At 66.5% G+C, this 12078-nt stretch carries 13 protein-coding genes; 6 read left to right on the plus strand and 7 right to left on the minus strand.

Going from position 1 to position 12078, the window contains the following annotated elements:
• The first annotated feature begins 35 nt into the window (after window positions 1-35).
• Both DXK93_RS25665 and DXK93_RS25670 read left to right on the plus strand, forming a co-directional pair.
• Complete coding sequence (locus tag DXK93_RS25665; protein ID WP_054454180.1) at window positions 36-413, plus strand: DUF423 domain-containing protein; 378 nt, start codon at window positions 36-38, stop codon at window positions 411-413.
• Window positions 414-471: 58 nt separating this feature from the next.
• Complete coding sequence (locus DXK93_RS25670) at window positions 472-1386, plus strand: DMT family transporter (RefSeq protein WP_119451566.1); 915 nt, start codon at window positions 472-474, stop codon at window positions 1384-1386.
• A gap of 7 nt (window positions 1387-1393) precedes the next feature.
• Here DXK93_RS25670 and DXK93_RS25675 read toward each other — a convergent pair whose 3' ends face one another.
• A complete protein-coding gene (locus DXK93_RS25675) occupies window positions 1394-2032 on the minus strand; it encodes a glutathione S-transferase family protein (RefSeq protein ID WP_054454840.1) in 639 nt (212 codons plus the stop codon).
• A 5-nt stretch (window positions 2033-2037) separates the two neighbouring features.
• Window positions 2038-3192 carry a PQQ-dependent sugar dehydrogenase gene (locus DXK93_RS25680; RefSeq protein WP_119451567.1) on the minus strand — a complete coding sequence of 385 codons (1155 nt, stop codon included), beginning with the start codon at window positions 3190-3192 and terminating at the stop codon, window positions 2038-2040.
• Between the two features lie 80 nt (window positions 3193-3272).
• On the opposite strand from DXK93_RS25680, the gene DXK93_RS25685 reads away from it, so the two are divergent.
• Window positions 3273-3884: a glutathione S-transferase family protein gene (locus DXK93_RS25685; RefSeq protein WP_054454174.1), complete on the plus strand. Its 612-nt coding sequence runs from the start codon at window positions 3273-3275 to the stop codon at window positions 3882-3884.
• Between the two features lie 34 nt (window positions 3885-3918).
• Here DXK93_RS25685 and DXK93_RS25690 read toward each other — a convergent pair whose 3' ends face one another.
• A complete protein-coding gene (locus DXK93_RS25690) occupies window positions 3919-4884 on the minus strand; it encodes a LysR family transcriptional regulator (protein WP_119451568.1) in 966 nt (321 codons plus the stop codon).
• Window positions 4885-5017: 133 nt separating this feature from the next.
• Here DXK93_RS25690 and DXK93_RS25695 point away from each other — a divergent pair, with 133 nt between their 5' ends.
• From DXK93_RS25695 to DXK93_RS25705, 3 genes are read left to right on the plus strand one after another with little or no spacing between them, the layout of a single operon-like run.
• Window positions 5018-5995, plus strand: coding sequence for a tripartite tricarboxylate transporter substrate binding protein (locus DXK93_RS25695; protein WP_119451569.1), 978 nt, complete (start codon window positions 5018-5020; stop codon window positions 5993-5995).
• Entirely contained in the window at window positions 5995-7461 is a 1467-nt protein-coding gene (locus tag DXK93_RS25700; protein WP_119451570.1) for an amidohydrolase family protein, read from the plus strand. Before DXK93_RS25695 ends, DXK93_RS25700 begins: the two co-directional genes overlap by 1 nt.
• A 1-nt stretch (window position 7462) precedes the next feature.
• Window positions 7463-8197 (plus strand): aspartate/glutamate racemase family protein, encoded by a 735-nt coding sequence (locus DXK93_RS25705; protein WP_119451571.1) that lies wholly within the window; start codon window positions 7463-7465, stop codon window positions 8195-8197.
• A gap of 87 nt (window positions 8198-8284) precedes the next feature.
• Here DXK93_RS25705 and DXK93_RS25710 read toward each other — a convergent pair whose 3' ends face one another.
• Genes DXK93_RS25710 through livH form a run of 4 tightly spaced genes read right to left on the minus strand, consistent with a single transcriptional unit; the run spans window position 8285 to window position 11911 of the window.
• A complete protein-coding gene (locus DXK93_RS25710) occupies window positions 8285-8986 on the minus strand; it encodes an ABC transporter ATP-binding protein (RefSeq protein ID WP_054454165.1) in 702 nt (233 codons plus the stop codon).
• The gene (gene livG, locus DXK93_RS25715; RefSeq protein ID WP_119451572.1) at window positions 8986-9753 is read right to left on the minus strand and encodes a high-affinity branched-chain amino acid ABC transporter ATP-binding protein LivG; all 768 of its coding nucleotides are present in this window, start codon (window positions 9751-9753) and stop codon (window positions 8986-8988) included. The genes DXK93_RS25710 and livG overlap by 1 nt, the downstream gene beginning before the upstream one ends.
• Window positions 9750-10985, minus strand: a complete 1236-nt coding sequence (locus DXK93_RS25720) for a high-affinity branched-chain amino acid ABC transporter permease LivM (protein WP_054454162.1) — start codon at window positions 10983-10985, stop codon at window positions 9750-9752. The genes livG and DXK93_RS25720 overlap by 4 nt, the downstream gene beginning before the upstream one ends.
• Window positions 10985-11911, minus strand: a complete 927-nt coding sequence (gene livH / locus DXK93_RS25725; protein ID WP_054454161.1) for a high-affinity branched-chain amino acid ABC transporter permease LivH — start codon at window positions 11909-11911, stop codon at window positions 10985-10987. Before livH ends, DXK93_RS25720 begins: the two co-directional genes overlap by 1 nt.
• Window positions 11912-12078: the final 167 nt, after the last annotated feature.

The raw sequence follows: 12078 nt of genomic DNA on the forward strand, positions 1-12078 counted from the left end.
TAACACGATTGATCAGACACTTATAAGGACTGGCGATGACGGACCGGCAGCTGACGATACTTGCGGCGTTGAATCTCATGGTGGCGGTGGGCGCGGGGGCCTTTGGCGCGCACGGCCTCAAGCGCATGCTGACGCCGGAACTGCTGTCCGTCTGGCAGACCGGCGTGCTGTACCACCTGATCCATGCGCTGGGCCTGTTCGTCGTCGCGCTGCTGGGCGCCCGCTACGGTTCGTCCCTGCTTTCCGCGGCCGGCGTGGTGATGTTCGTCGGCATCGTGCTGTTCAGCGGCAGCTTGTATGTGCTGTCGCTGACAGGCACGCATTGGCTGGGCGCCGTTACCCCCTTCGGCGGCGTCGCCTTCCTGGCGTCTTGGGGCATGGTCGCCCTGGCGGCCTATCGCGCCCAAGGCTGAATCCTCCCCCCTTCCTTTCCATTCGGGCGGCCCGAACCGCCGCCCTCCCAGGCTGTAGATGTCCACCTCTTCCGTACTTCCCGCCGCCCAGGCCCAATCCGCCGCAGCAGGCATCGCCTGCGTGGTGGGCGGCATTTTCTTCCTGACCTTGAGCGACGCCAACGCCAAATGGCTCGGCGCCAACTACAACCCGCTGCAGATCCTGTTCCTGCGGGCGCTCATCGCCCTGCCTTTCGTCGCCACGCTGGCGCTGTGGCTGGGCGGACGGCGAGTATTGCGCACCGCGCACCCTGGCCTGCACCTGACGCGCGGCGCCATCAACGTCGTGTCGGCCTATTGCTTTTATCTGGGCCTGCGCACGCTGCCGCTGGCCGAAGCCACCGCCATCGCCTTCGCCGCGCCGCTGTTCGTGACGGCGCTATCGGTGCTGGTCCTGAAAGAACGCGTGGACGGCAAGCGCTGGCTGGCCGTGCTGGCCGGGTTCGCCGGCGTGCTGATCGTGGTGCGGCCCGGGGCCGCAACGTTCCAGGCGGCCACCCTGCTTCCGCTGGTCACCGCCTTGCTTTATGGGGTGATGATGATCACGGCGCGCGGCATCAACCGCAACGAAGGCATGCTGACGACCACGCTCTACATCGTGCTGGGCCAGCTGGTCTGTAGCGCGGTCGCCCTGCCCTTGGTCTGGGAGCAGCCCGCGATGGAGGATCTGCCGTACTTCGGCGCCGTCGCCCTGTTCAGCACCCTGGGCCTGGCGTTGATCACCCAGGGATTCCGCATCGGTCCCGCCTCGGTGGTTGCGCCCTTCGACTATACCGGGCTGATCTGGGCCACCATCCTGGGCTGGGTCTTCTGGCATGAGACCCCGGACGCCTATGCCTATCTGGGCGCGCTCTTCATCGCCGGCAGCGGCGTCTACATCGCCCTGCGTGAAGCACGGGCCAAGTCCAGGACCCGCAAGCCAACCAAGGCTTGACGCCCGGCTACTCCGTAGGCGGCGGAAAATGCCGTTGCAGCACGCGCGCCACATTGGGCTCCTGCGCCGCCTCGCGCGCCACAGCGGTCAGCGCCGGGCACTCGGACGCGAACCACGCCGGCCCGGGACGCCAATGCGTCATCACCGTGACGTACAGATCCAGCGCAGAAAAGCGCCGGCCCAGCATGTGCGGGGCGCCAGCCTGGCGTTCCAGCTCCTGCCAGATATCCGTCCGCCGCGTATGCACGCGCTGCCTCAGCAGCTCGGCCGCGGGGCCTGCGGTGGTCCATTGCGGCGGGTCGTCGCCATAGGTGAACGTGGGATAGATCGCCGCCACCAGCCGGATCAGCAGATTCAGAAACCGGGCCCGCTCAGGCTTGTCGGGCGCGGGCGCCAGGCCGGCCTGGGGCGCCACATCGTTCAGATGCAGGATCATGGCCGCGCTCTCGGTCATGATCTCGCCGTCCGGCAGGACCAGGGTAGGCACCTGCCCCAACGGGTTCAGTTGCAGCAGCCTGTCGCGCTCGGCGCCGGGCTTGAGGTACGGCAGGTCCGTCAAGGTGTGCGGCACGTTGGCCAGTACCAGCGCCATCTCGACGATGGCGGACCCGCAGCCGGCGGACCCGATCAGCTCATACGGTTTCATGGCATTCACTCTCCCTGTTCGGCCGGCGCCAGGCGCAGCAACTCGCCTGGCGAGGCGTCCGTCAACACGTACACATAACCGTCCGGCCCTTGCCGCACGTCGCGTATCCGCTGCTTGCGGTCCGTCAGCAGCCACTCCTGGGCCACCACGCGGTCGCCGTCCAAGGTCAGGCGGATGAGATTCTGGTTCGCCAGTGCGCCGATGAACACGGAATTGCGCCAGGCGGGGAACCGGTCCGCGTTGTAGAAAGCCATGCCGCTGATGGCCGGCGACTTCGGCCACCAGTAGAGCGGCGGCTCCATGCCGGGCAGCTCCGCTGCCTTGGCTTCGGGGATGGGCTGGCCCGAGTAGTTGATGCCGTGGGTGGCCAGCGGCCAGCCGTAGTTCTTGCCGCGCTCGACCAGGTTGATTTCGTCGCCGCCGCGCGGTCCGTGCTCGTTTTCCCAGAGCTGGCCGCTCCAGGGGTTGAGCGCCATGCCCTGGGGATTGCGATGCCCGTAGGACCAGATCTCGGGCCGCGCGCCGGCCTGGCCGACGAAGGGATTGTCGGTCGGCACCGACCCGTCGGCCTTCAGCCGCACCACCTTGCCCTGCAGCTTGTCCAGATCCTGCGCGGTGGGCCGCTGGTTGTTCTCGCCCAGCGAGATGTACAGATAGCCCTTGCCGTCGAACACCAGGCGCGATCCGTAGTGCAGGCCCGACGACAGCTTCGGTTGCTGCCGGAACAGCACGCGGAAATCCTCCAGCGCCGAACCATCGGCGGAGAGCTTGCCGCGGCCCACGGCGGTGCCGCTCTTCGAACCATCGGCCTCGGCATAGGACAGATAGACATACCGGTCCTGCGCGAAGTCGGGCGACAGCGCCACGTCCAGCAGGCCGCCCTGGCCCTGCGCCGCGACCTTGGGCACGCCGGCCAGCGGCTTGGACAAGCCGCCCGGGATGCGCAGCAGCCTGAGGTTGCCGGGACGCTCGGTAATGAGCACGCCGCCCTCGGGCAGAAAGGCCATTGCCCAGGGATGATTGAGTCCGCCCACCACGGCCGTGACGCGGGCCGGGACCGATGCGGGTTCGGGCCCCGGCTGCGCGGACGCGGGCAGCGCCAGCCACAAAGAGAACGACAGGAACAGCGCGCGCGTGATCGCGGCGGGACGTGACGGCATGGGCATCTCCGGCAACGGGTGGCGTACCATATCGGCCAGGAACGGAGATCCCCGTCCTTGCTCTCAGGAGACCCCATCTGATGAAACTGTACTACATGCCCGGCGCGTGCTCGCTCGCTTCCCATATCGTTCTGGAATGGATCGGCAAACCCTACGAAACGCACAAGCTGAGCCGCGACGAACTCAAGGGCCCGGAGTTCCTGAAGGTCAACCCGCTGGGCGCCGTGCCCGCCCTGGCGCACGACGGCTGGACCGTCACGCAGAACGCGGCGATCCTCGAGTACCTGGCTGAACACGCGCCTGAACTGCAGTTGCTGGGCGACGGTTCGCCGCGCTCGCGCGCCGAAGTGCGCCGCTGGCTCGGCTTCATCAACTCGGACATCCACAAGACTTTCTCGATGATCTTCGGTGCGTCGCGTTTCGTCGGCGACGAAGGCGCACAGAAGGAGCTGGCCGGCTCGGCTTCCGCGCTGCTGACCAAGCTCTTCGCGCAGCTGAACGCACAGCTCGCCGGCAAGTCCTACCTGACGGGCGACAAGCCCTCCATCGCCGACGCCTACCTGTACGTGGTGCTGCGCTGGGCGCACGCCAAGGAAGTGAACCTGTCGGGCCTGGACAATCTGGCCGCGTTCTTCAAGCGCATGGAAGCCGACAAGGGCGTGCAGGCCGCGCTCAAGGCCGAAGGCCTGTAAGGTCCGGCCGGGCTTGCCCCTCCGGCGCAAGCCCTCAGCTGGAAGCGCCGGGCGCCAGTTCGCACGGCTCCCCCTCTTCCAGCGTTTTCTTCACCGCCGCCAGAAAGCGCCGCGCCAGCAAGGGCGGCGCGCTCAGATTCGAATGCGTGGCCCAGATATCCACGCTGGCCGCCGGCGATATCGGGCGCAAGACCATGTGCGCGGCCTGGTCCGGCGTCACGCACCAGGCATCGACCAGCGCCGGCCCCAATCCCTGCTGCACGAAAGAACAGGCGGTCACGGGCGAATGCACTTCCACCGCCGCCGCGCAAGCCGGCCCTTCGCCGAAGAAGGGCTTGAGCGCGCGCGCCAGCGGCGTATCGCGCGGATAGCCGATCCAGGCCGCGGTGGAGAAATCCTCCGGCCGCATCACCTCGCGCGCCGCCAGCGGATGCCCGGCAGGCAGCGCGCAGACGATGGGCACCCGCGCCAGGCGCACGGACCGCAGATTGGGATGATCGGGGGGCTGCATGGAAACGCCTATGTCCGCCTGGCCCGATAGAAAATACGCAGCCAGCTCATCGAAGGTCACGCTGCGGTAATCGACGCGCGCGTCCGCATTGCGGCCGCGGAAGCGATCCAGCGCCATCGGAATGAGGCGCTGCCCGAAACTGGCGCTGGCGACGATCTTCAGCATGCCCGCGCCCGACTGGCCCAGGCTGGCAGCCAGGTCGTTCACGCGCTGGATGCCGCCATAGACCTGCTCCACTTCCGCGTACAGCCGCCGCGCCTCGGCCGTCGGCGAGAGCCGGCTCTTCACGCGCTCGAACAGCTTGTAGCCCAACCGGCTCTCGGTCAGCGCCAGCACGCGGCTGACCGCGGGTTGCGATACGTGCAGCATGCGGCCCGCGCCGCTGATCGATCCGGCCATCATGATGGCGCGGAACACCTCGATCTGGCGCAGGTTCAAAGGCCGTCCGGCAGTGGGTCCGACCTCGTCCGCATAGGCATGCTCATCCATTTTTTCCCCTGGCAAATCAGCGCCAAACCGATAACGCCCGATTATAGGTTTTCGACATTTTTCGATGAGGGCGCGCAGAGACGCGGGGTGTAACCTGCCCGCCTCAACACCACAAAACCAAGGGGAATCCACCATGCGTAGCAAACTCTTCCGCGGCCTTTCCGCGTTGGCGCTCGGCGCCGCCATGTCGGCCGCCGCCACCGCCGGCGCGTATCCCGACAAGCCCATCACCTTCGTGGTGCCCTCGGCCGCCGGCGGTTCGCCCGACGTGCTGTCGCGCCTGATCACGACCCAGCTGGCGCGCGACACCGGCGCCACGGTGGTGGTCGAGAACCGCCCCGGCGCCGCCGGCAACATCGGCATCGCCCTGGTCAAGCGCGCCGCGCCCGACGGCTACACGGTCGGCTACGGCAACATCAACACGCTGGCCGTGAACCGTTCGCTGTTCAAGCGCCTGCCCTACGACGTGGACGCGGACCTGACGCCCGTAGCCCATCTGTTCGACCTGTACAACGCGCTTATCGTGCCGGCCGACTCCCCCGTCAAGAGCGTGCAGGACCTGATCGACCGCGCCCGCAAGGAACCCGGCCGCCTGTCCTATGGCGCCTCGGGCGTGGGCACGACCGGCCACATGGGCGGCGAACTCTTCAAGAGCATGGCCAAGATCAACGTCATGTTCATTCCCTACAACGGCGGTCCCGCCGCCATCCAGGACCTGCTGGGCGGCCGCCTGGACTACCTGTTCGTCAACACCTCGGAAGCGACCCCGCTGGTCAAGAGCGGCAAGGTCCGCGCCATCGGCGTAAGCAGCCTGAAACGCCTGGCGCTGATGCCCGACGTGCCTACGCTGGACGAAGCCGGCCTGAAGGGCTACGAAACCGTGGCCTGGGGCGGCGTGGTCGCACCCAAGGGCACCCCGCCGGAAGTGGTCGCCACGTTGAACGCCGCCATCCAGAAGGCGCTGCAGGCGCCTGAAGTCCGCACCGGCCTGGCCACGCTGGGCGCCGAACCGGCCAGCGGCTCGCCCGCCGAGTTCAAGCAGCTGATCGACCGCGAAACCGCCAAATGGCAACAGATCATCGACGGCGCCGGCATCGAGAAACTCGACTGATGAGCGCGCGCATGCTGCAAGCAGACTTCATCGTGGCGGGCGCCACGCTCGTCGACGGCACCGGCGGCCCTGCCCGCCAGGGCGACCTGGCCGTGCACGACGGCCGCATCGCCGCGGTGGGCGAATTCGCCCGCCCGGCCGGCGTGCCCGTCATCGACGCCAGCGGCCTGACACTGGCGCCCGGCTTCATCGACTCCCATACCCACGACGACGGCTACCTGCTGGCGCACCCGGACATGCTGCCCAAGGTCTCGCAGGGCATCACCACCGTGGTCACCGGCAATTGCGGCATCAGCCTGGCCCCGTTGGATGGCACTGCCATCCCGCAGCCGCTGGACCTGCTGGGTCCGGCCGAACTGTTCCGTTTCAGCACCTTCCGCGCCTGGATGGACGCACTGCGCGCCACGCCCGCCGCCGTCAACGTGGCGCCGCTGGTCGGCCACACCACGCTGCGCGTGGCGGTCATGGACGACACCTCGCGCGCCGCCGACGCGGACGAACGCGCCGCCATGCGCGCGCTGCTGCAAGAAGCACTGGACGCGGGCGCCTTCGGCGTTTCCACCGGCACCTTCTATCCGCCGGCCAGCGCGGCGCCCACCGACGAGATCATCGAGGTCTGCGCGCCGTTGCGCGGCCGTCCCGGCGTCTACGCCACGCATCTGCGCGACGAGGCCGACCACATCGTTGCGGCCATGGAAGAAGCGCTGCTGATCGGCCGCGAACTCGACTGCCGCGTGGTGTTCTCGCACCACAAGCTGGCCGGCGAGCGCAACCACGGCCGCAGCCGCGAAACCCTGGACCTGATCAACCGCGCCGCCGCCACCCAGGCGGTGTGCCTGGATTGCCATCCCTACCCCGCCACCTCCACCATGTTGCGGCTGGACCGCGCGCGCCTGGCCAGCCGCACCATGATCACCTGGTCCAAGGGCTACCCCGAAGCCACCGGCCGCGACTTCAGCGAAGTCATGGCCGAACTGGGCCTGGACGACGAAGCGGCCATCGCACGGCTCGCGCCCGCCGGCGCCATCTATTTCCTGATGGATCCGGCCGACGTCGGCCGCATCTTCTCGCATCCACTGACCATGGTGGGCTCGGACGGCCTGCCCTTCGATCCGCATCCGCACCCCCGCCAATGGGGCACCTTCACCAACGTGCTGCGCGCCATGGTGCGTGAACAGCGCCTGCTGACGCTGGAAACCGCCATCCACAAAATGACCGGCCTCGCCGCGGACCAATACGGCATCGCCGAGCGCGGCCTGTTGCGGGAGGGGTATCATGCTGATCTGGTGCTGTTCGATCCCGCCACCGTGACAGATGTGGCCACTTTTTCAGCTCCCATTCAGGCAAGCCAGGGCATCCAAGCGGTTTGGGTCAACGGCAGGCAGGTCTGGGACGGGGAACGGACCAGCGCCGAACGCCCGGGCCAGGTCTTGACGCCCGGGACGGCATTAGCTCGGAGTAAATAACGTGAACAGCTATTCCCAGGGTTGTTACCTGGGTGTATTGGGCGGCATGGGCCCCATGGCGGGCGCCGCCTTTGCCCTGCGCCTGGCGGCATTGACGCCCGCCGCGATCGACCAGCAGCACATCCCTACGCTGCTGCGCAACGACCCCCGTATTCCCGACCGGTCCAGCGCCTACATGGCGGGCGGCGAAAATCCTCTGCCCTACATGCAGGAAGGCGTGCGCTTTCTGCAGAACGCCGGCGCGCAGCTCATCGCCATCCCGTGCAACACGGCCCACCTCTGGTACGACCAGATCGCTGCGTCCACCGACCTGCCCGTGCTGCACATCATCCAGGCCGTCATCGACGACCTGCGGCGTCTGGGCTTGCCCACCGGCCGCATCGGCCTGATGGGCACCGCCGCCACGCTGAAGCTGGGCCTGTATCAGCAGCATCTGGAAGCGCAAGGCTATGAGTGCATCGTGCCCGACGACGACGAAGTCGAACGCTATTGCATGGGCTCGATCCGCGCGGTCAAGGCCAATCGCCTGGAAGACGCCTACGCGCCAGCCGCCGAATGCATCGCCCGCCTCAAGGCGCGCGGCGCGGACGCCGTGGTGCTGGGCTGCACCGAACTGCCCCTCGCAGTGCCGCACGCGCTGCGCCCCAGCCTGGGCGTGACGCTGACCGACTCCATCGACGCGCTGGCGCGAGCCGCAATCGCGCATTACCAGGCCGAACAGCTGCTGGCGGCCTGAGCCCGCGGCCCCTTCCCCGCGCCAAACAGGCGAAAAAAAAGGCGCATTTTCCAATGCGCCCCAATTTCCCTTCGCGGGGAACAGCAATCAACCTCCCAGATACGCCTTGCGCACCTGGTCGTTGACCAGCAGGTTGGCGCCAGTGTCCTGCAACACCACGCGTCCGTTTTCCAGCACATAGCCGCGGTCGGCCACGCCCAGCGCCTTGTTGGCGTTCTGTTCGACCAGGAACACCGTCACGCCCTGTTCGCGGATCTCGCGGATGATGTCGAAAATCTGGGCGATCACCAGCGGGGCCAGGCCCAGCGTCGGTTCGTCCAGCAGCAACAGGCGCGGACGCGTCATCAGCGCGCGGCCGATGGCCAGCATCTGCTGCTCGCCGCCCGACATCAGGCCAGCGCGTTGGCTGGCGCGTTCTTTCAAGCGCGGAAACAGCCCGTACACGTGGTCGATGCCCGCCTGGATCTCATCGCGCTTGGCGAAAAAGCCGCCCATCATCAGGTTCTCGGCAACGGTCAGGTCCTTGAAGACCCGCCGCCCTTCCGGCGAAATGGCGATGCCATTGCGCATGATGTGGTGCGTGTCCTTGTGGGTGATGTCCTCGCCCTCGAACGTGATCGTGCCTTCGCGTGCCCGCGGGTTGCCGCAGACGGTCATCAGCAGCGTCGTCTTGCCCGCGCCGTTGGCTCCGATCAGCGTGACGATCTCGCCCTTGTTGACCTCCACCGACACCCCGTTCAACGCCTGGATGGCGCCGTAGTAGGTATGAATGTTATCCAGCTTAAGCATTACTCTTCCCCCAGGTACGCCTTGATGACGCGCTCGTCGTTGCGCACCTGCTCGGGGGTGCCGGTAGTGATGGGCTTGCCGTGCTCCATGACCAGGATGCGGTCGGAAATGCCCATGATCAGGCTCATGTCGTGCTCGATCAGCAGCACCGCGACGCCGAATTCGCGCCGCAACTGGTCGATCAGCGACTGCAGATCGCGCTTTTCCTGAGGGTTCAGGCCCGCCGCCGGTTCGTCCAGCATCAGCAGACGCGGCTTGGTGATCATGCAGCGCGCGATCTCCAGGCGGCGCTGGTGGCCGTAGGCCAGGTTGCCCGCCTCACGGTTGGCGAACTCGCGCAAGCCCATGAAATCCAGCCATTGCGCGGCGCGCGTCAGCGCGTCGGTCTCGGACTGGCGATAGGACTTGAGCTTGAGCAGGCCCGGCAAAAGCCGCGACTCCACCTGGGTGTGCTGCGCCACCAGCAGGTTCTCCAGCACGGTCAGCTGCTTGAACAGGCGCACGTTCTGGAACGTGCGCACCAGCCCATGGCGCGCCACCTTGTGGCTGGGCAGACCGGTGATGGCCTTGCCGTCCATGGTGATGTCGCCCGCCGTCGGCGCATAGAAGCCGCCCACGCAGTTGAACACCGTGGTCTTGCCTGCCCCGTTGGGGCCGATGATGGCGAACACCTCGTCGGATTTGACTTCGAACGCCACGCTGTCCACGGCCAACAGGCCGCCGAACCGCATGGTGAGCCCGGATACTTTCAGCAATGCCTCGCTCATTTAGCCAACTCCACATGGGGACGCTTCATGGGCAACAACCCCTGCGGACGCCACATCATCATCAATACCATCACCAGGCCGAACATCAGCATCCGGTATTCGGCGAATTCGCGCGCCACTTCCGGCAGCACCGTCAGCAGCACGGCCGCCAGGATCACGCCCACCTGCGAGCCCATGCCGCCCAGCACCACGATGGCCAGGATCAGCGCCGATTCGATGAAGGTGAAGGACTCCGGATTCACCATGCCCTGGCGCGCCGCGAAGAACGCGCCGCCAAAACCGGCGAACATGGCGCCCAGCGTGAACGCCGACAGCTTGATCCGCGTGGGATTCAGCCCCAGCGAACGGCAGGCGATCTCGTCCTCGCGCAGCGCTTCCCATGCGCGTCCAACCGGCATGCGGATCAGCCGGGTGGATACGAACAGCGTCACCAGCGCCAGCAGCAGCGCCATGAGGTACAGGTACACCACCATGTCCTGGTTCTGGAAATTCCAGCCCATGAATTCATGGAAAGTGGTGCCGCCTTCGGTGCTGGCGCGACGCGTCATTTCCAGGCCGAACACCGTCGGCTTGGGAATGCCCGAGATGCCGTCCGGACCGCCGGTCAGCGTGTTCAGGTTGATCAGCAAGAGGCGGATCATTTCACCAAAGCCCAGCGTCACGATGGCGAGGTAGTCGCCGCGCAACCGCAATACCGGAAAGCCCAGGATGAAACCGAACAGCGCGGCCATGGCGCCCGAGAACGGCAGCGCTTCCCAGAAGCTCCAGCCGCCCCAGTGGTACAGCAAGGCGTAGGTATAGGCGCCGACGGCGTAAAAGCCCACGAAGCCCAGGTCCAGCAGGCCGGCAAAACCCACCACGATGTTCAGGCCCAGGCCCAGCATCACGTAGATCAGCACCAGCGTGGCGATGTCCACCGAGCTGCGCCCGGCGAAGAACGGCCAGATGACCGCGATGGCCAACAGCAGAATGGCGAGCGGCTTGTGGCTCTTGGCCGGCGCGGCCGGCAAGGTCGGCAGGCCCGTCTTCAGCTTCTGGAACGGCTTGGCGATCCAGGGGCGCAGCAACTGGAACACGAACACGATGGCGGCGGCAATCGCCACCAGCGACCAGTTCGATTCCATCGTGGTGCGGGCGCCCTGCCGGATCAGCTGCAGGCCGAAGACGGGGGTGACGATGACAGCCGTCAGCACGGCCGCCATCGTGGCGTTTTTCAGATTGTTGTTCGACATCAGACTTTTTCCACCTCAGGTTTGCCCAACAGCCCGGTGGGACGGAACAGCAGGATCAGGATCAGCAGCGAGAACGCCACGATGTCCTTGTACTGTGAGGAGATGTAGGCAGCCGCGAAGGTCTCGGCCAGCCCGAGCAGCACGCCGCCCAGCATGGCGCCGGGGATGCTGCCGATGCCGCCCAGCACCGCCGCGGTAAAGGCCTTGATGCCGGCAAGAAAGCCGATGAAGGGGTTGAGCTTGCCGATGGTGATGGCGATCAGCACGCCGCCCACCGCTGCCAGGATCGCGCCCATCACGAAGGTGAACGAGATCACGCGGTTGGTGTCGATGCCCAGCAGGTTCGCCATGTGCATGTCCTGCGAGCAGGCGCGCGAGGCGCGGCCCATGCGGGAATACTTGATGAACAGCGTCAGCCCGATCATCAGCACCACAGTGACCACGATGATCATGATGCGCGAATACGGCACGGTGACGTCGAAGTCGGAGCCCATGTGGAACTGCACGGCGCCGGACACCAGCGATGGCACGGCCATGTCGCGCGCGCCCTGGCCCAGGGCCACCCAGTTCTGCAGGAAGATCGACATGCCGATGGCCGAGATCAGAGCCACCAGACGGGGGCTGCCGCGCACGGGCCGGTAGGCGACGCGCTCGACGCTGAAACCGTAGATGCCCGTGACCACGATGGCCACGACCAGCATGGCCGCGATGATGAACGGTATCGGCAAGCCGCTATTGGTGCCGATGGCCGTCAGGGTGACCAGGCCGACATAGGCGCCGATCATGTAGATTTCGCCGTGAGCGAAGTTGATCATACCGATGATGCCGTAGACCATTGTGTAGCCGATGGCAATCAACGCATAGATCGCGCCCAGAGACAATCCGTTGAAGAATTGCTGGGTAAGTTGGGGTATGAGGTCAGACATTATTTCTCTTGCTCCAAATGGTTCCGGCCCCGGTGGAGAGACCCGGAGCCGGAAACCTGGGCGTATTTTATAAGGGCCTGGCATCTGCGCCCGCCGGCCGCACAGCGCTTTTGGCGCTTCGCTACGCGGATTACGGCAGAACGAGGACGACAGGCCCTACACGCCGG

Origin of the sequence: Achromobacter sp. K91, from assembly GCF_003576205.1 — a bacterium.
In the GTDB taxonomy this organism is placed as follows: Bacteria; Pseudomonadota; Gammaproteobacteria; order Burkholderiales; family Burkholderiaceae_B; genus Achromobacter; species Achromobacter aegrifaciens.

Coding starts and splice junctions, on each gene's coding strand:
- DXK93_RS25665 (WP_054454180.1), top strand. CDS start 36: ATGACGGACCGGCAGCTGACGATACTTGCGGCGTTGAATCTCATGGTG.
- DXK93_RS25670 (WP_119451566.1), top strand. CDS start 472: ATGTCCACCTCTTCCGTACTTCCCGCCGCCCAGGCCCAATCCGCCGCA.
- DXK93_RS25675 (WP_054454840.1), bottom strand. CDS start 2,032: ATGAAACCGTATGAGCTGATCGGGTCCGCCGGCTGCGGGTCCGCCATC.
- DXK93_RS25680 (WP_119451567.1), bottom strand. CDS start 3,192: ATGCCGTCACGTCCCGCCGCGATCACGCGCGCGCTGTTCCTGTCGTTC.
- DXK93_RS25685 (WP_054454174.1), top strand. CDS start 3,273: ATGAAACTGTACTACATGCCCGGCGCGTGCTCGCTCGCTTCCCATATC.
- DXK93_RS25690 (WP_119451568.1), bottom strand. CDS start 4,884: ATGGATGAGCATGCCTATGCGGACGAGGTCGGACCCACTGCCGGACGG.
- DXK93_RS25695 (WP_119451569.1), top strand. CDS start 5,018: ATGCGTAGCAAACTCTTCCGCGGCCTTTCCGCGTTGGCGCTCGGCGCC.
- DXK93_RS25700 (WP_119451570.1), top strand. CDS start 5,995: ATGAGCGCGCGCATGCTGCAAGCAGACTTCATCGTGGCGGGCGCCACG.
- DXK93_RS25710 (WP_054454165.1), bottom strand. CDS start 8,986: ATGCTTAAGCTGGATAACATTCATACCTACTACGGCGCCATCCAGGCG.
- livG (WP_119451572.1), bottom strand. CDS start 9,753: ATGAGCGAGGCATTGCTGAAAGTATCCGGGCTCACCATGCGGTTCGGC.
- DXK93_RS25720 (WP_054454162.1), bottom strand. CDS start 10,985: ATGTCGAACAACAATCTGAAAAACGCCACGATGGCGGCCGTGCTGACG.
- livH (WP_054454161.1), bottom strand. CDS start 11,911: ATGTCTGACCTCATACCCCAACTTACCCAGCAATTCTTCAACGGATTG.